At 63.4% G+C, this 17,845-nt stretch carries 15 protein-coding genes; 12 read left to right on the plus strand and 3 right to left on the minus strand.

From position 1 onward, the window contains the following. The first annotated feature begins 151 nt into the window (after window positions 1-151). The 5 genes from P9254_RS11380 to P9254_RS11400 are packed head-to-tail and all read left to right on the plus strand — an operon-like array spanning window position 152 to window position 5,658. On the plus strand, window positions 152-451 hold the full coding sequence (locus P9254_RS11380) for a PqqD family protein (RefSeq protein WP_095799206.1): 300 nt from the start codon (window positions 152-154) through the stop codon (window positions 449-451). Then, the gene (locus P9254_RS11385) at window positions 435-851 is read left to right on the plus strand and encodes a lasso peptide biosynthesis B2 protein (protein ID WP_278054836.1); all 417 of its coding nucleotides are present in this window, start codon (window positions 435-437) and stop codon (window positions 849-851) included. Before P9254_RS11380 ends, P9254_RS11385 begins: the two co-directional genes overlap by 17 nt. A 3-nt stretch (window positions 852-854) precedes the next feature. Then, window positions 855-2,774, plus strand: a complete 1,920-nt coding sequence (locus P9254_RS11390) for a lasso peptide isopeptide bond-forming cyclase (RefSeq protein ID WP_278054837.1) — start codon at window positions 855-857, stop codon at window positions 2,772-2,774. After that, entirely contained in the window at window positions 2,771-3,751 is a 981-nt protein-coding gene (locus P9254_RS11395) for a serine kinase (protein WP_245432942.1), read from the plus strand. Before P9254_RS11390 ends, P9254_RS11395 begins: the two co-directional genes overlap by 4 nt. A gap of 8 nt (window positions 3,752-3,759) precedes the next feature. Then, entirely contained in the window at window positions 3,760-5,658 is a 1,899-nt protein-coding gene (locus P9254_RS11400; RefSeq protein ID WP_278054838.1) for an ABC transporter ATP-binding protein, read from the plus strand. On the opposite strand, the gene P9254_RS11405 is transcribed toward P9254_RS11400, so the two are convergent. Next, entirely contained in the window at window positions 5,629-5,895 is a 267-nt protein-coding gene (locus P9254_RS11405; protein ID WP_067003432.1) for an exopolysaccharide production repressor protein, read from the minus strand. The genes P9254_RS11400 and P9254_RS11405 overlap by 30 nt on opposite strands. A gap of 606 nt (window positions 5,896-6,501) precedes the next feature. Between P9254_RS11405 and P9254_RS11410 the strand changes: the two genes are divergently transcribed. From P9254_RS11410 to P9254_RS11420, 3 genes are all read left to right on the plus strand, one after another. Beyond that, complete coding sequence (locus tag P9254_RS11410) at window positions 6,502-7,179, plus strand: sugar transferase (protein WP_067003431.1); 678 nt, start codon at window positions 6,502-6,504, stop codon at window positions 7,177-7,179. A gap of 175 nt (window positions 7,180-7,354) precedes the next feature. Beyond that, window positions 7,355-8,542 carry a polysaccharide biosynthesis/export family protein gene (locus tag P9254_RS11415; RefSeq protein ID WP_156751068.1) on the plus strand — a complete coding sequence of 396 codons (1,188 nt, stop codon included), beginning with the start codon at window positions 7,355-7,357 and terminating at the stop codon, window positions 8,540-8,542. A 106-nt stretch (window positions 8,543-8,648) separates the two neighbouring features. Then, window positions 8,649-9,743, plus strand: a complete 1,095-nt coding sequence (locus tag P9254_RS11420) for an acyltransferase family protein (protein ID WP_095799199.1) — start codon at window positions 8,649-8,651, stop codon at window positions 9,741-9,743. 111 nt (window positions 9,744-9,854) lie between these two features. On the opposite strand, the gene P9254_RS11425 is transcribed toward P9254_RS11420, so the two are convergent. Continuing rightward, entirely contained in the window at window positions 9,855-11,138 is a 1,284-nt protein-coding gene (locus P9254_RS11425) for an O-antigen ligase family protein (RefSeq protein ID WP_278054839.1), read from the minus strand. A gap of 620 nt (window positions 11,139-11,758) precedes the next feature. On the opposite strand from P9254_RS11425, the gene P9254_RS11430 reads away from it, so the two are divergent. The 4 genes from P9254_RS11430 to P9254_RS11445 all read left to right on the plus strand — a co-directional run bounded on the left by P9254_RS11430 (window position 11,759) and on the right by P9254_RS11445 (window position 17,171). Next, window positions 11,759-12,688, plus strand: a complete 930-nt coding sequence (locus tag P9254_RS11430; protein ID WP_095824337.1) for a TIR domain-containing protein — start codon at window positions 11,759-11,761, stop codon at window positions 12,686-12,688. A gap of 102 nt (window positions 12,689-12,790) precedes the next feature. Continuing rightward, the gene (locus P9254_RS11435; protein ID WP_095824338.1) at window positions 12,791-13,441 is read left to right on the plus strand and encodes a bifunctional DNA primase/polymerase; all 651 of its coding nucleotides are present in this window, start codon (window positions 12,791-12,793) and stop codon (window positions 13,439-13,441) included. Further along, the gene (locus tag P9254_RS11440; RefSeq protein WP_278054841.1) at window positions 13,438-15,609 is read left to right on the plus strand and encodes a glycosyltransferase; all 2,172 of its coding nucleotides are present in this window, start codon (window positions 13,438-13,440) and stop codon (window positions 15,607-15,609) included. Before P9254_RS11435 ends, P9254_RS11440 begins: the two co-directional genes overlap by 4 nt. Then, window positions 15,606-17,171 (plus strand): glycosyltransferase, encoded by a 1,566-nt coding sequence (locus P9254_RS11445; protein WP_278054842.1) that lies wholly within the window; start codon window positions 15,606-15,608, stop codon window positions 17,169-17,171. The genes P9254_RS11440 and P9254_RS11445 overlap by 4 nt, the downstream gene beginning before the upstream one ends. An 85-nt stretch (window positions 17,172-17,256) precedes the next feature. Here the strand turns inward: P9254_RS11445 and P9254_RS11450 are convergent, their stop codons facing one another. Next, on the minus strand, window positions 17,257-17,838 hold the full coding sequence (locus P9254_RS11450) for a DUF1349 domain-containing protein (protein ID WP_127239459.1): 582 nt from the start codon (window positions 17,836-17,838) through the stop codon (window positions 17,257-17,259). Between the last annotated feature and the right edge of the window lie 7 nt (window positions 17,839-17,845).

Here is a 17,845-nt window from a genome sequence, read left to right on the forward strand (position 1 = left end):
CCCGGAGTTGTCGCAGTTGGGGGCTCCGGGCGTTCTTTTTCTTCAAACGGTTGACCGGGGGCCCCTGCACTGGGCTCCCTGGACTCCCTGAGGATCGCAGGCAACCGATCCCGGTCGAGGTCACGCAGGCGTTCAACAATGAGGTTTTAGGATGCACTGGAACCCATCGAACCATGACCGCGTGGTCGCGAGCGGCGATGCCGTGGCTTGTGAATTCGGCAACGGACTGGCGCTGCTCCATCTCAAATCCAACATCTACTACAGCCTGAATGGCGTCGGCGCCTACATTTGGGAGCTGATCCAGGAGCCACGACCGATCCCCGACATAACAAGCGCGGTGCTCACCCGCTATGATGTCGATACAGAACGCTGCAAGGCCGATGTCGAGGGCTTGCTCAAGGGACTGATCGAAGCCGGGCTTGCGAGGTTCCACCATGAGGAACTGGCCTAGGGTCCTCTCGCTTAGCGGCTCAGAGGCGCTGTTTCTGGCGCGCTGCCTGGCAGTGGTCAGCCTCGCGCGGCTGGGGCTTACGCTTTCGTCCTATAATCGCATGCGTGCGCTGGTGACTCGACTGGAAGCGAGGAATGACGCTGGCATCGGCGATCTGCGGCGCGTCGCCTGGGGCGTTGCCGCTGCTGGACGATACGTGCCGGGCGCCAGCTGCCTTACCCAGGCGCTCGCCGGACAGTATCTGCTTGCCCGCCAGGGCAAGGCCTCCACGATCAGCATCGGCATCGCGCGCGACCCCGGCGCCGATCTCAAGGCGCACGCCTGGCTGATCAGCGGCGACCACATCGTGCTTGGCGGCTCCATCAACGGCTTTGCCCATCTTGTCGATCACGGACACTAGGCGATGAGCGGCGTCGCCGGAATTCTGCTCAGACAGGATGGCAGCCCAGCGGCGGCGGCCGACATCCAGCAGATGCTGGCGCGCATGCGCCACCGGGCGCGCGACGGCAGCTCATGGTGGACGGACAGACACGCAGCACTAGGCCATGCCTGGCTCAACACGACCGGCGAGCAGGGCCCTGGGCCGCTGACAATGGCCGGCGGCAAGCTCGCCATTACGGCCGATTGCCGGCTGGACAACCGCGAGGAGCTTCTGGCGCAGCTCGGTGTGCGCGACCGATCGGCCGCCGACGCCATACTGCTGATGCACGCCTATCTCAAATGGGGCGAGGCCTGTCCGACCTACCTGCAAGGCGATTTCGCCTTCGCGGTCTGGGACGCCGAGCGCCGGGCGCTGTTTTGCGCGCGCGACCATTTCGGCGTCAAACCTTTCTACTACCACTGCGCCGACAGGCGCTTTGCCTTCGCCTCGGAGATCGGCCCACTTCTGGCGCTGGATGGTGTCGGCAGGGCTCTCAGCGAGCATCAGATTTCCGGCTTCCTCGCCGGCCTGCCGGACGATCCGCAATCTACGCTCTATGCGGAGATATTTCGCTTGCCCGCTCGGCACAGCATGACGGTGACCAACAATCAGGTCGTGCTGAGCCGCTACTGGGAGATTGAGCCCTCACAAAGGCCGCAGCGTTCGGATGCGGCGGACGAGTTCCTGCATCTTTTCGCGCGATCGGTTGAAAACCGGATGCGGGGCACTCCGTCCGTCGGTGCCATGCTGAGTGGTGGGCTCGATTCGTCCTCGATCGCCTGCATGGCCGGACTTCAAGCTGCGGCGACGCAGAAGCCGAAGCTTAAAACTTTCTCGCTGGTGTTCGAGAGGGGGTCTTCGATGGACGAGCGGCCCTTCATCGATGCAGTGCTGGAGCAATATGGGCTCGACGGCACGCTGATCGCGGTCGGCGACTATGCGCCCTTCGCCGAGTTTGATCGCATTCTGGAGGAACAGGAAGGGACCTTCCTGGCGCCCGGTCTGTCCTTGACCCGCAGCGTCTATCGCACCGCGAGCGCTAAGGGCGTCACAGTGCTTCTCGACGGCCACGGCGGTGACGAGGTCGTGTCGCAAGGTCATGGGTATCTGCATGAGCTCGCCCATCGCGGCAGGTGGCTGGAGCTGTGGCGCGAGCTGCACAGTGCCGCCAACACCTATGGCGACGGGATGCTGCCTCTGTACTTCAAGTTCCTCGCCGCCTACGGGCCGGCCTGGCGGATTGCCAGGATGAGGGCGAAGGCCAGGCGCCTTCTCGGAAAACTGCGGCGCAGACCCTCCCATGCACCGCGCGTGGCCTGGGCAGGACTGGTCAATCCGGGGCTTGCCAGGCGTACCGATCTCGCCGAACGTTTCCATCGCGCGGCCTTTATGCCCGCCAATGTCAGCACCAGCGAAGCGCTCACCCATCGCTGGCTTTTGTCCACCGGGCTGGTGCCCCATGCTTTCGAGGTTCTCGACAAGGCCGCCGCCAATTTCGGCATCGAGCCGCGCTATCCGTTCTGGGACAAGCCGCTGGTCGAATTCTGCCTGGCACTGCCGGGCGAGGAAAAGCTGCGCAACGGCTTCGGCCGCCATGTGCTGCGCCGGGCTATGGAAGGCGTGCTGCCGCCGGCGGTGCAGTGGCGGCGCGACAAGATCGATTTCACCGCCAGCCTGGTCAAAGGCATGATCGTCAACCATCGCGATCTCCTGGACCGGCTGCTGGTGTCGGACAACGACTTGATCGCCCCCTATGTCAATCTGCCCGAGGTGAACGCGGTCTATGCGCGCATGCTGCAGCGGCCCGAGCAGGCGACGCTGCCCGACGTCCAGCATATCTGGCGTTCGGCCTCACTGTCGCTATGGCTGCGGCAGGTCCAACAGCATGGAAGCCCTGCATGAACTCTCCAGCCGCTTCTCTTGCCGCGAGGCCCGGCTCCACCATCGAAGCGGCCCCTCGAAACGGGCGTGTTCGTCGGTTTTACAAGGCGTACGGCCTGACGATCGGGTCGGAGGTGGCTTTGCCGGAACTGGAACCGACCGCGCCGGCAACCCCGGACATCGAGATCGCTGTTGGGCCGATCGATTTTCCGGAGGCTGCATTGGCGAACGCTGCGGCCTTTCGCTTCGAGCCGACACGCCAATACCTGTCCTGGCAAGCCGTTGGCACTTTCCTGATCAGCGATGCCTCCCGGATCGATGTCGATCCGGCGCCGGGCGTCGATGATCCGCTGCTTGCCTTTCCGCTTCTCGGTCCGGTGCTGGCGCTCACGCTGCATCAGCGCGGTCTGCTCGTCCTGCACGCCAGCGCGATCGCCGTTGGCGGGCAAAGCGTGATCTTCATGGGCGACAAGGGTGCCGGCAAGTCGACCACGGCGGGCGCGATGATCCGCGCCGGTCACCTTCTGCTTACCGACGATGTCGTGGCGCTGGACCTGTCCGCCCCCTCACGGCCGATGATCCTGCCCGGCTTTCCGCAGCTCAAGCTTGCAGCGGATGCCGCGAACGCCATCAGGATCGGCCGAGCGGAGGTGCGGCCGCAGGTGCATCCGCAGATCGAGAAGGCGCAGCATCGCTTGCAGGAAGGGTTCTCCGGCGAAGCCGTGCCGGCGGCCCGGATCTATGTGCTGGAGCGCGACGGGCAGGCGGCGATCACGCCGCTAAAGGGCGCCGCCGCGCTGCCGGCGATCATCAAGTTCTCCTATGTCACGCGGTTCGGCCGGCAGGCGCTGGTCGGCGATTTCGCGTCCACCCATCTCCAGCACTGCGCGCAGCTTGCCGGCCGGATCGGCGTCAGCCGGCTCGAAGTGCCGGCAGGCCTGGAGCGGATCGATGATGCCGTCGCCCTGATCGAGCGCGATCTGGCCCGGGCAAGGTGAGCAGCGGCATGGGCTGGTCCTCGAAACTTCGCCTGACACTTTTGCGGGACGTGGCCGGCTTCGGTGGTGTCATGGCGCATATCGGCGGACAGCGCACGCTGACGGCGCTTGCCTTCCTGGTCCTCGGGAGTCTGACCGAGGGCCTTTCGATCCTGCTTTTGATCCCGCTCTTGCATCTGATCGGCAGTGCCGACCAAGATTTCGCCGTGCGCGTACCGGGCGCCTTGCGCTGGCTGGTGCCGGGCGGCACGCTCTCGCTGGTGACGGTGCTCTGCCTGCTCGTCGCGCTGGTGGTGCTGCAGGCGATGTTCAACCGCTTCAAGTCGCTCTACATGGCGCGGCTACTCTACGACTTCGTCAACCGGGTGCGCATGAACCTGTTCGAGAGCATCGGCAAGGCGCGCTGGGGTGTCTTCACCCGCATGCGCAGCTCCGATCTCGACCACGCCTTGACCGGCGACATCGACCGCGTTCAGGCGGCAGCCTTCTCGCTGCTGATGCTCGCCCAGACGGCGCTGCTGCTTGCCGGCTATCTCGTGGTGTCGGTGTTCATCTCGCCGGTGATGACGTGCTTCGCGATCCTGATCGGCGTGCTCTTGTTCATCGCGCTGCAGCCCTTTCGCGCGCGCGCCACCGCCTACGGTCGCGTGCTGACCGGCAGCCGCCAGGACCAATACCGCACGGTCTCGGAGTTCCTCGGCGGCATCAAGGTGGCCAAGAGCCTGAATGTCGAGGCGAGCTATTTCGCGCAACTCCGCGCGACGCTGGACAAGATGAAGGCGGACAATGTCGCCTATGTCCGCAACAGCACCATCGGCACCGCGCTGTTCCAGGTCGCGAGCGTGATCGGGCTCAGCCTGTTCATCTATATCGCGCTGGTCCGCTTCCATCTCTCCCTTGCGGAAATCGTCGTGTTGCTCCTGGTCTTCATGCGGGTCGCGCCCCGCTTCATGGACATGCAGGTGCAGGCGCAGCAGATGCTGATCAACCTGCCGGCCTACACCGCCATGCAGGCCCTGCAGGCGCGTTTCGATGCCGCGCGCGAGATGGAGTCCGGCGATGCCGCGCAGAACGCAAGGCTGTCGCTCGACAGGGGCCTCGATATCCGCGACGTCTCGTTCGCCTATGGCGCCGGCGATGGAAGGCCGGTGGTGAGCGGCATTAGCTTCGGCCTTCCCGCCGGCGAGGTGACGGCGCTGATCGGCCCGTCCGGTTCGGGCAAGAGCACGATCGCCGACATGCTGCTTGGGCTGCTCGAGCCGAGCCAGGGCAAGATCCTGGCGGACGGTGTCGAGATCACCGCGCAAAACCGCAGGGCCTGGCGCGGCCAGGTGGCCTATGTGCCGCAGGACGTGTTTCTGTTGCACGACACCATTGGCGCCAATCTGCGCCTGGCGGCGCCGCAGGCCGGCGACGACGAGCTGTGGGCGGCGCTGCGCAAGGCTCATGCGGCCGACTTCGTCGAGCGGCTCGACGGGACGCTCGAAACGGTGGTGGGCGATCGCGGCGTCAGGCTTTCCGGCGGCGAACGTCAGCGCATCGCGCTGGCACGGGCGCTGCTGCGCGAACCCTCGCTGCTCATCCTCGACGAGGCGACGAGCGCGCTCGACTGGCAGAATCAGTCGCTGATCGCTCAATCGATCGAGGAACTGCGCGGCAAGATGACTATCCTCACCATCGCGCATCGGCCGTCGATGATCGCCTTTGCCGACTGGGTCGTGGCCATCGAGGGCGGCCGCATCGTCGAGGTCGGGCAATATCAGCGGCTGAAAGCAAAGTCGGGCAGCCGGCTGGCCAGGATGCTCTACGGCGAACGGGCCGAACGGGAAACCGCAACATTGGCCGACAATACGCCGCCCCCGGCGCCGGCTGAAAGATCAGCGGAGGCTGCCGCGCCGGGCGGTTAGCTTTTCGCCATCGGGCACCTTGATGCCACGGTCGGCCTGCCGCGCCTTGTCGGCGGGTATCGGCCCGCTCCTGGCGATCATGGCGAACACCAGAACGAAGTACCCCACCTGAATGACGACAGCGCAAATCACGGCGCGCATGATGATGGTGCCAAGCGATTCGCCGTCGAGCCAGGACCAGCCGACTACAACAGCGAGCGTGAATATCATCCCGACGATGAACTTTGGCAAAGACATGCTCGTCGGCCCGTCAACCGGCACGCGCATGCAGAGGCTGTGGCTTACCCACCCGCGTAACTCCCCGTTTCGCCAGAGAGCTATTTCTGGCTGCCCAATCCGACCGGTTGCTTCCGGCCTTTCCGACCCATCCAGACTATGACAGCAACAGTTTGCCACTCTATTAAGGCGAGACCTTTGCGGCAAGGCCAAATGCACATGAAGCCAAGGGTTTCGCGGCATCGACTCTGCCATGCTGCGGCGCACACCCCTGCATCGCCACCTATTCACTATAGCGAAATCCTCGATAGTAGAATCCGAAACATTAAGCAGTATTTAATGCGATGAACTTACCTGAACGAGTGATTCTTACGACCTGCAACCGCCGTTCGTCTGCAGCAAAGAATGCATCGCCCAAAATCAGCCCGAAAGCTGTACTACATTTCCCAAAAAACCTCTCACCTTGTCATAAACATGCCACAAAGGCCAAAATTTGGGCACGGCAGGTTTATTATTTGGTCAATTCATGACGCGAACATTTCACGCGAATGGGAAATTGTGTGTTGCGCTGCAGCATTTTTTTGGTATCGTGCCGTAAACCATCCGTTCAACGTATGGAGCTTTTGCATGAGGGACGTCGCCAAGCCGGCTAATGCGGGTTTTTCGCAGGCCGGCATTGATTTTCCACCCCCCATCGGCGGTCTGCTCAAACGCAGTTTCGATATCGTCGGTTCCCTGGCGGGTCTGGTCCTGCTCAGCCCGCTCTTTCTGATGGTCGCCCTGCTGGTCAAGCTTTCCGACCGCGGCCCGATCTTCTACGGCCACAAGCGGATCGGTCGCGGCGGAAGGATTTTCGCCTGCCTCAAATTCCGCACCATGGTGCAGGATGGCGAGAAGGTGCTCGCCGCGCATCTGGCGGCCAATCCGGATGCCGCCGCCGAATGGGCGGCGACGCGCAAGCTGAAGGACGATCCGCGAGTGACGCGTGTCGGCGCGGTGCTGCGGAAGCTCAGCCTCGACGAGCTGCCGCAAATCATCAACATCCTGCAGGGCGACATGAGCCTGGTCGGGCCCCGCCCTGTCGTACGCGACGAGCTCGAGATCTACGGCAGCGCCGCAGTCTATTATCTGAAGTCGCGCCCGGGCCTCACCGGGCTGTGGCAGGTGAGCGGGCGCAACGACGTGTCCTACGACACGCGCGTCGCCTTCGATCGCCACTATGTCGAGAACTGGTCGATGGTCGAGGACATTCGCATCATCGTCAAAACCGTGCCTGCCGTGTGGATGGCGCGCGGCAGCTATTGACCGCCAGGCCTGTCCCGCCAATCTCGGGACAGGCGTCCGGCAGTAATCTCATCGGGCGGATGGGGCTAACGCGGATCGGAAACGTTCATTGAAAAACCACCCCCTCGGACTCCTTTCCAAGGCGCCCAGCCGGTTTGCGGCCGTGGCGCTTGCCCTGTCTCTTGCGATTCCCACTATGGCGGTGGCTGGAGACTATCGTCTCGGGCCGCAGGACAAGCTCAACATCCGCATCGCCGAGTGGCAGACGGTCGACGGCACGTTCCGCGACTGGTCCTCCATCAACGGCGACTATTCGGTCGGCCCCGCCGGCACGCTCTCGGTACCGTTCGTCGGCGAGATGCAGGCGGCCGGCAAGACGACCTCGGAGATCGCTGCGGCGATCGGTCTCGCGCTGCAGCGCAAGCTGGCACTGCCCGACAAGCCTGAAGCCTCGGTCGAGATGGCGCAGTTCCGGCCATTCTACATTTCGGGCGAAGTGCAGAACCCTGGCCAGTTCCCCTACGTGCCGGACCTTACGGTACTGAAGGCGGTGAGCATCGCCGGCGGCATCCGGCGCAACGCCGATTACGGCCCTCAGCTCGGCAAGGACCTGGTCACCGCCAAGGGCAGTTTCGATATCTATGACGACCAGCGGCTGCGGTTGATCATAAAGCGTGCGCGCATCGACGCAGACCTTGCCGGCAAGACGAGCTTCGAGATTCCGAAGGAGGCCGTGGACGACCCGAGAACGCAGGCCATCGTTGCCGACGAAATGCAGATCCTCACGGCCGACCAGAAGGCGCTGAACCTGAAGCTGGACGCGCTTGATGACCTGAAAGGCGTGCTCGAAGGCGAGATCGAATCGCTGCAGAAGAAAATCGCCAACCAGCAGCAGCAGGTGGATCTGGCGCAGCAGCAGCTCACCAGCATCGGTCCGCTGGCCCAGAAGGGCCTTGTCGCCAATGCGCGACTGCTCGATTCGAAACAGTCGGTGGCGGACCTGCAGGGCAAGATCCTGGACTATGAGACGGCCATCCTCACCGCCAAGCAATCGATCAGCAAAGCTGATCAGGACGCCATCGATGCCCGCAACACGCTCAATTCCAACCTGGCCGCGAGCCGGCAGCAGGCCGAGGCCGACCTGAACGAGGCGACGCTGAGGACTGCCATGCAGAAGGGCCTGATCGCCGCGGCCTCGGATCCCGCAATGGCGGCTGCCATAACAGGCGGCCAGGAACCGGCCCTGCTGTATTCGCTGGTGCGTGTTGCCGACGGCAAGACCAGCGAGATCGACGCCAAGGAAGACACGCCGGTGCTGCCGGGCGACGTCATCAAGGTGAAGCTGGCGCCGAGTGCCGGCGGCCCACCCATGGCCAGCCAGTAGCCGGGCGCCCGGGCCTCGCTCAGCGCGGTCCGCGGGAGGAACAAGTCAGGCTCGTTCGCGCCAAGGTGCGGGCGAGCAATCTGTTTGGACCGCTTGAAGGCATAGAATGCAGCCTGCCGCTCCGCGTCACGTCTACCTCAACCTCGACGCCATCCGCGGCGTGGCGGCGATCAGCGTGATGCTCTATCACTTCTCGCCCTTTCTGGCCGACGGCAAAGTGCTGCCGTCGAGCTATCTTGCGGTAGACCTGTTCTTCCTGCTCAGCGGCTTCGTCATCGCCCACGCTTACGACCGCAAGATCGAGAACGGCATGGGCTTCGGCACCTTCCTGGCCATCCGCCTGATACGCCTCTACCCGCTCTACCTCGTCGGCACGTTGCTCGGCTGCTTCTATCTGCTGATCAAGAACAGGCTGATTGCGACGGAATACATGCCGTTGTCGGAGATCGGCACGCAGCTCACGACAGGCATGCTCTTCATTCCGCTGGTCGGCGATGCCTACCATACGATCTTTCCGCTCAATCCCGCTTCGTGGTCGCTGTTCTTCGAGCTGATCGTCAACATCGCCTATGCCGCCGTCTTCTTCCTGCTGTCGAAACGTGTGCTGACGGTGCTGGTGGCTGTCAGCCTGGTGCTGCTGATCGTCGCCTCGGCACTTGCCGGCACGCTCGATTTCGGCATGACCGGCAAGACCATCATCAGCGGGCTGCCGCGCGTCTGGTTCTCCTTCTTCCTCGGCGTGCTGCTCTGCCGGTCGATGGCGCGCTACCAGGATGGCCTCGGCTTTCTGCGGCGCGGCTGGTGGGTCGAGGCCGCGATCCTGCTTACGCTGATCGTCTTCGCCATCGCGCCTGCGGGTGCTGCCGGGCGTGTCGCCTACGACCTCGCCTCTATCGCCGTCGTTTTCCCGCTCATGGTGGTGACCGGCGCGGTGGCGCCGACCGCGCCGCGACTGGCTAGCTTCTATGGCTGGCTGGGGCGGGTCTCCTACCCGATCTACATCATCCACACGCCGCTGCTGATGATCATCGCCGGGGCCGGCAAGGCCGCGTCGGTCGACCCGTTCGCGCATCATCCCTGGTTCGGCATCGTCATGGCCGCTGCGGTTATCGTCATCGCCGACATTGCCACCCGCATCTATGACGAGCCGGTGCGCCGCTTCCTGCAGCGGCAAATGCAGCGCTCGCGAGCCGTGGCCTAAAGCGCGTCGCAATCTTTCAGATTTGCTCCGCGCTCTTTTAGGTTTTGCTCTTACGCATGTCCTTGACCCGAAACCGGTTCTCGCTTTCGGGGGACTAGGCGAAAACCGCGATCAGACCGGCGCCGGCATGTGGCCGCTGGCAGATTTTTCATCCTGGACAGGAATGGCAACCCGCCGTCGCCGGGCAACCGGCAGCGGGTTCAGCTTGAACAGGCCATAATAGACGATGAAGGAGGCCATGAAGTAAGGGCCGAGGATCTCGACCTCGAAGAAGGAGCGGATCAGCATCAGCCCGACGGCGCCGGCGAGCACCACCGAATCGGCGCTCCAGACCCCGAACACCACCTTCGAGATATGGCCGTAGAAGGCGCGCAGGATGATCAGCGCCAGCATGGTGACGCCGACGAAGCCGATCTCGACCAGGGTCTCGATATAGGTGTTGTGGAAATGGAAGCCGGTGCGGGTCGTGATGTAGAACTCGGCCCACAACCGTTCCGGATCGGCGAACCCTTGCACCCAGTAGGCGGCATAGCCGTAGCCGAGCAGCGGGTGCAGCTGCGCCGCCTCCCAGCCCTGCTGCCAGAGATAGGTGCGGCCGGTCAGCGTCGAATCCTTGCCGAAGATGCCGAGCACGACGTCCAGCAGGCCAAGGTTCAGCGCGGCCACCACGCCGGCTACCAACGCGCCGCCGCCGACCACGAACAGCACGCGGCGGTAGCGCCGCGACAGGACCCTGCTCATGGTGAGCAAGATGACGATGCCGAGCACCGCCGGCAGCGAGGCGACGGATGTCGCCGAGTGGGAGATTGCCAGCATGTATGCCGACATCAGGATGATCGGCGCGGTCCAGAAGAAGCTCAGCCAGTTGCGCCGGTAAAACATCAGGAAGACGAAAGACAAAAAGATGCCGAACGACGAGAAGAACCCGACCTGGTTCTTGGAGGCGAAGGCGCCGACGAAATTGAAAGTGCCGTCCATTATGTCCAGCGCGTAAGCGTTGACTTTCAGCGAGTAGAGCAGGACGACGAATATCCCGATCAGCGATCCCAGGACCAGCGTCCGCACGCTGATGGTGCGGGCCGCGATATAGGCACAGACGATATGCGAGGAATATTGCACCGCCGCACGCGCGCTGATGCCGGCGGCCTGCGACCAGAAGACCGACAGGCAGACATAGGTCGCGAAGAGTATCGGCAGCCAAGCGTTCGAGAGCTTCCAGCTGAAACGCCGGTAGTCGACGAAGAACAGCGGCAGCCAGACCGCGTAATAGGCGAGGATCAGGACCTGACCGAAATTGCTGGAATAGGCAAAGGCAAGAACGGAAACCGCGACGGCAAACGCGCCATAGGCCTTGTTTGCCTCCGGATCGAGCAGAATGGATTTTGGAATCTTCATGCCGGATTTTTCGTCCGTTCAGCCTTGGAGCAATTCCAGGAAAAGTGTGTGACTGTCTTTCGTCGGGAATTGCGTAAACAACAGTTAGCGCGGTTCAGTGTCTGATAGCCGGCACGAGCCGACGTTCGGCCCTACCGGGTTCATTGTGCACTGCAGCATAATCTATCGCCCTATCGCCGGTGGCTCAACCGGAAATGTTGCCACGGGCAAAGAGGCGTTATCACAGGCATATTGCACAGCGAAAAGGCCGGAATGGGGCGGCCTGTTGCTCGTTGGCGGATGAATCCTTTCCGAAAATCGATTTCGATTGCTCATGGGAGAAGGTCCCCGAGCAAGATGCCCAGGCGGCCGCCGCGTTCTTCCGAGCGGAGGAAGCGGTGGCCTTTATTCTCCGGCGTCGTCGCCGACTTTGCAATCTTGAAGTGTTGTCCTGATCGGGGTGCAGTCTTGACGACCGAGAGGCGAAAGCTCGACATCACCACCGAGCGCGAGCTCTCCTGCAGTTCTTCCAGAACCGCGCGGAGGTGTAGCTGGAGGCCTGTCATGGTAATGCGGTCGTTGCAATGAGATAGGACAACCGCCTACGCTGTGAGGACTCTTATTGCGCTGGAGAGAAACGAATGGCCAAGCCGCGAATCTTCCTGGGCTCGTCAGGAAAACAGAAGAAGCTGTTGCAGGCGCTGCAGCGTGGCCTTGAAGATATTGCCAATGTCGAACCCTGGACGACATCCTTCAATCCCGGGACGACAACGCTGGGGCGTCTCCTGGAGCTGACGCGCGAGGTCGACTTCGCCGCTTTCGTGTTCGCCCAGGACGACTGGACGAGCGCGAGCCAGCCGGAATCGACCACCACTATTCCCGCCCAGGCTTCTCCGCGAGACAATGTGGTTTTCGAGGCCGGCCTGTTCGGCGGGGTTCTCGGCATGCGCCGGACCTTCATCCTGCACGCGAATGGTGCCAAGCTTCCCAGCGATCTGCTCGGCCTGACGTCGGTACGCTACGGCGAGGCAGCGACCGCCGCGGAGACCAGAGCAATCAATCAAAAACTGCGAAATGCCATCGAAAATGAGGGGCGAGTCGCCCGCATAGAGGGGTTTTGGTGGCAGTTCTCCCTGTCAGAGCGCACAGCAAGGGAGCCTTCCGCGGTCAGTCTGCTGAGGATCTCGCGGGACCGCAACGGCGCGCTGGAGCTGAACGGCCGCTCATGGCAAGAGAATGGCAGCCTGTCGGCCAGATACTGGAGCGAGGCGTCGAAGGAGAAAGGAGAGTCTTCGGGCATCTTCTACTATTGGAACGGGGAACGGCCGTTGGACGCGAACGCGCCGCAGCTGCACGGGACAGGCGAGATCCGGCTGGAATCCGCCGAGCGCGCGTCCGGATATTTCACGACACGTTCGGACACGAATCCGGAGGTGAATGCGCGAACGTCCGGCGTCTATCTGCGCGCCGATCCGCAGGACTTAACCATCCTGGACGGGAACGACAATCAGCGGCGCGTGGAGTTGATCGCAGAACGGCTAAGTCACTGGAAGTCGATCAAGAATGTCTGACGACAGTGCTGGCAGTCGCGGCGAAGGCGCCGGCGCTTGACGAACGGACCGTTCGGCCCAACAGATTGTCGGGAACGTCTCGATCCCGGAACATTTGGGCGGATGCAGGCTGGGGCACTGACCGACTATACCGTAAGGCTGTTCGAGCGCGGCTATATCTGCCTGCCGCTTCGTGCCGGCGGCAAGCATCTCGACCTCGCGGCCATGGAGTATGATCCGTTGCACCTGCGGACGCTGCGCAAGGACCTGAAGGAACTGGCGTTCACCTCCATCACCTTCCAACTGGCGCAGAAGCCGCCGGGCCGCAGCGACGTCGCGCGCTGGTTTGGCGACTTTGCCGGCAATGTCGGCATATTGGGCGGATTTGGGAACCTGATGATTCTCGATTTCGATGACGACGCCGGCTACCGTGCCTGGCGGTCCGGTCACAAGGCGATTGCGAACGGCACGCCAATAGCAAAATCGCCGAGCGGATTTCATGTCTATCTAAGAACGCGGGAACCGGTGATCTCTTCCAGCCTCCATTTCGGCTGGCGCCGGGTGGGTCACGCGAAGGCGCTGGGCGGTTATGTCGTGGGCTGCCCGTCGGTGCTGAAGGACGGCTCCTCCTACAAATGGATCGAAGGCCAGTCGCCATTCGACATCGAACCTCAGGTGGTGGGCAATCTTGACAGTCTTTCGCTGCGCCCCGTGTCGGTGCTCAAGCATTGCTATGACCGCCTGCTCAAGCGTGGCTTCTTCGAACAGCAATGAGCGGCTCACCTGTGGCGGCTGACATTACCGTCGTTATCCCGGCAAGAAATGCGGCTGCAACCATCGAAGCGGCACTCGGCAGTCTGGCTTCCGACAGAGCGGTCATCCGCGAGATTCTCGTGATCGACGACGGGTCGAACGACCAGACAGCTGCGATGGCGAGGCAAAGCGCGCAACGTCACGGCTTGCCTCTGGAGGTGGTGAGCGTTCGACTGCGCAAAGCGGGCGCCGCACGCAATGTCGGACTCGAGCGGGCAAGCGGCACATCCATATTCTTTCTCGATGCCGACGACGAGGTGATGCCCGGCAGCCTGTCGCGGCTGAGCGCGGCGCTGGCAGGCCGGCCTCTCGCCGGCCTTGCCGTCGGGGCCAGCATACGGCGCACAAAAGGCCGGCCGGACAAGCTCAAGGCACCGCAGGGCTACGTCCCGGACCGGCGAGAGAATGTGCGGCGCTACCTTCGCAACGAAGTGTGGCCAATCGCGATGGGAAGCGCGCTGGTCGCCGACTGGGCGACCGCAAACCTCCGCTTTCCGGAAACGATCGGCCTCGATGAGGACACCTGCTACTGGACCGCCGTGCTGGCCCGTGCCGACGTGGTTACCGTCGAGACCCCGGTGCTGCTCTACCACCATGACGAGGAACGTATGGCGCGCCGCTTCATCACGGCACCGCGCAGGACCTTCCTTGCCATAACGCTGGAACTGAACGGGCTGGCTGCCGTCGGGGTCGAACGGGAGGCGTTGCAGTGGCGGAAGGCCTGGATAGCTCAGCGGATCGCCCGACAGTTGATCAGGCACCGCAAGTTCGCCGATGCTGGCGGCATGATGCGCGCGGTCCGAGTGCATAAGGAGCTGGGCCGCAGTTGGAAGGCGATGCGATATCTGGCCAGGATCCGAATCGGGCGACTGACCGAGACTGAGGCTAGGATGTCGCCAATGCCCAATTCAGCGACCTCGCGCCGCACGCTGATCATATGCCACGACCCGCCGTTTCGGCCGAGGTCCGGCGCCGATCTCAGGAATTTCGGCAACGCCATGGCGGCAGCCGCGTTCGGCCCGGTCTGCCTGGCCTCGCTCCTGCCGCGAAGCAGCGACGTCCAACCTCCCGGGCCGGACATTCGCGTGACTGAGCTCATCAACAAGTCCGAACCGCGAGCGCCTTCGCTCGCCCGCTGGAGGGCCAAGGGCGAGAGCCGGATACCGCTCCCGGCGCTGGCGCGGCTCAAGGCGCTCGTGGCGGATTTTCGCCCGGATACTATTGTCGTCGAAGGCGTTGGTCTGTTCAGATTTCTCGCTCCGTTGCGGCCGATGGTCCGGCAACTCGTTCTGGACATGCACAATGTCGAATCGGATCTCGCCGGTCAGTTGCCGCGCAAGAAGCGTTGGCGGCCGTTTTCCTCAGACCTCAGGGCGCTCGAGAGAAAGGCGGCAGCCATCGTCGACCGTATCTGGGTGTGCTCGCAACGGGACCGTAAGCGGCTGGAGGCGTTTGTCCGGCCGCAAGTCCCCGTCCACATCGTGCCAAACGGCATCCCGCGAGCGGACGATCTGCCGCGGCTACTGCCGCTGCAACGAGCCGTCTCGGACGCGTTTCCGCTCATCCTTTATGTTGGCCATCTGAGCTATCAGCCGAACGTCGACGCCGCCGAGCGGCTGGGGCACACCATCTTGCCCCGCATTCGCCAGACGCTGCCGACCGCGAAGCTCGTTCTTGCCGGGCGTTCGCCCGAGTCGCGCGTTCGCGCCCTGGCAAGACTGGATGGGGTCAGTCTGGTCGAGGATCCGGACGATATCAGACCTCTGTTGTCCGTTGCCCATCTCGGCATCGTCCCGCTTGCCATGGGCGGCGGCACGCGCATCAAGATCCTCGAAGCAATGGCCTGGGGGGTCCCGGTCATTGCAACGCCGCTGGCAGCCGAGGGTCTCAACCTGATCGAGGGCGACGAGGTGCTTCTGTCGGACACCGACGAGGGATTGGCCGACATAGCGGTCAGACTTTGTTCCGACCATGCGCGCATGGCCAGCGTTCGCGCCCGGGCCCACGAGGCCGCGTGGTCGCGGTTCGGGCCGCAGGCGATCCGCGATGCCGTCGGTCAGGGCCTGGGCCTGGATGCCACCCGCGTCGACGCCGACTGTCACCAAGTTCAAGCCGTGAGCCGCGGATGATCCCGAAAATCCTGCACCAGACGTGGAAGACCGACATCGTCCCGGCCCGCTTCCAAGGCTATGTTGAGAGCTGGAAGCGGCATCATCCGGACTGGACGATGATGTTCTGGAACGATCGGACTTTGCTCGAGTTCGTGGCCGCACACTATCCCAGCTTCCTGCCGACCTTTTGCAGCTACGAGTATGGTATCCTGCGCGCCGACGCGGGCCGCTATCTGCTTCTCCACCATTTCGGCGGCGTCTATGCCGATATCGATTGCGAATGCGTGGCGCCGTTCGATCCGATCCTGGGCGAGGATCGGATCGTGTTCTGCACGGAGCCGGACGCCCACGCACGCCTCCAGGCCGGCTTTCGCGGATTGCCTTACCTTCTGTTCAACGGGACCATGGCCAGCCCGCCGGGGCACCCGTTCTGGCTTCATTTGCTGTCGTTCCTGCCCGGGCTCGTCCGCGCAAAACAGGCGATCGACGCCACCGGGCCTTGCGTGCTTACCTCCGCGCAACTCGGCTATCCAGACCAGACGGCGTTTGCGATCCATCCGGCCGAGTTGTACTCGCCTCTCGATTCGTCGGGAAAGCGGGCGGGCAGCGGCGGCATGACGTTGTCGATCCACCACTGGGCGGGCACATGGTGGACGCCGGAGAAGCCCGCCCGGTTGCGGCATAGGCTGCGCAAGTTGATCTACCAGGCCCGGCACCGCCTGACGCGCGGGACTGTGTCCGATGAGCAAGCCGCCCGGCAAAGCGTCAGCCAAGCGGCCGTCGCGGCGCCGCCGCCATTGGGATCCAACCTCGCCGTGCTGGTGCCGCTGCGCGATGCGGCCCAACACATAGAGCCATTCCTCGCCGCGTTGCGGCAGCTCGACTTCCCAAAAGACAAGATGAAGCTCGTCTTTTGCGAAGGCGACAGTTCAGATGGCAGCTGGGAGCGGTTGCAAGGCGCCACTGCGGCCCTGGGCAAGGACTATCGCGATGTCGTGCTGCTGCGGAAAAAACTCGGCACCGAGCTTGACCGCGACAAGCGAGCGAACCGGCAGCTGCAACGCTTCAGGCGCAGCGGCATCGCCAAGGTGCGTAACCATCTGATCGATCATGGGCTGAGAGACGAGGACGACTGGGCGCTGTGGATCGACATCGATGTCTGGCGTTTTCCAGCGGACGTCGTGACCCGGCTGATTGCAAGGGGGCACCGCATCGTCGCGCCGCACTGCGTGAAAGTCCCAGGCGGCGACAGCTTCGACCTCAACAGTTTCGTCACTGTGCGGCACAACAGAGATCATAACTACTTCCGCCATGTTCACGACGGTCTCTATCAGCCTCCGCGGCACACACATGCAAGGCTGCATATGAGCGACGTCCGCCACCTCGACAGCATCGGCCTGGACGGTGTCGGCGGCACCATGCTCTTGGTCGATGCCGCCTTGCATCGCGGCGGCCTTCGCTTTCCGGAGATCCCCTATCGCGACCTGATCGAGACCGAGGGTTTCGGTGCCCTGGCGAACGATCTCGGCATCAGGCCGATCGGACTGCCGCGGCTGGAGATACAGCACGTCCCTTGGTGAGGCCCGTCTTTCCCAGTTTCCTTCCAGAAACGGCCGGCCGCGGAGGGCAGCGTCGCAGGTGCGCGCGGGCAGCGCCGCGCCACCATCAATCGTGCAACTCTCTCGCGATTGGCGGGCCAACGCTGAAGCCCGAGAACATCACCTCGAAGCCTTCGCGCTGCGGCGAGCAGCACATCATGCCGACGTTGACGCTCCGCGAGACCGGGAAATGGGCCAGCCGCACCGGTTTCCAGCGGCCGTCCGCGGCTTCGAGGTACTGAACGCGAATGGCTTCGGCGTGGCGGGTCAGACGAATCCGTACGCCGTCGGGGTCGGTCGGAATGCTGACCAGCGACCAGTCGGAGGCGTCGTTGGTGACGACAACGGAAAAATAGGCGAGGCCGTCCGTGTATTCGATACCGGCCTTGATCCAGTGCGTTTCGCTGAGCCGCAGCATCAGGCCGGCCTGATCGTAGAGCGCCTTGTATTCGCCCTTGACGGTGACCTCGGCGCTGAAGTCGCCCGCCACGGGACGATAGAGGAAATGGCCATTGTCGCGGCGGAAGCCGTAGAAGGTCTCGCGCCAAAAATCCGTCTCCTTGCCGGTGCGGACATGAAGCGTCCCGTCGCCGAACACATGGTGCGGCGGCGGGTTGAGCCAGGCCATTCCGGCGAAGTCGGACGTCATGACGCCT

The organism is Mesorhizobium sp. WSM4983, assembly GCF_029625765.1.
Classification (GTDB): domain Bacteria; phylum Pseudomonadota; class Alphaproteobacteria; order Rhizobiales; family Rhizobiaceae; genus Mesorhizobium.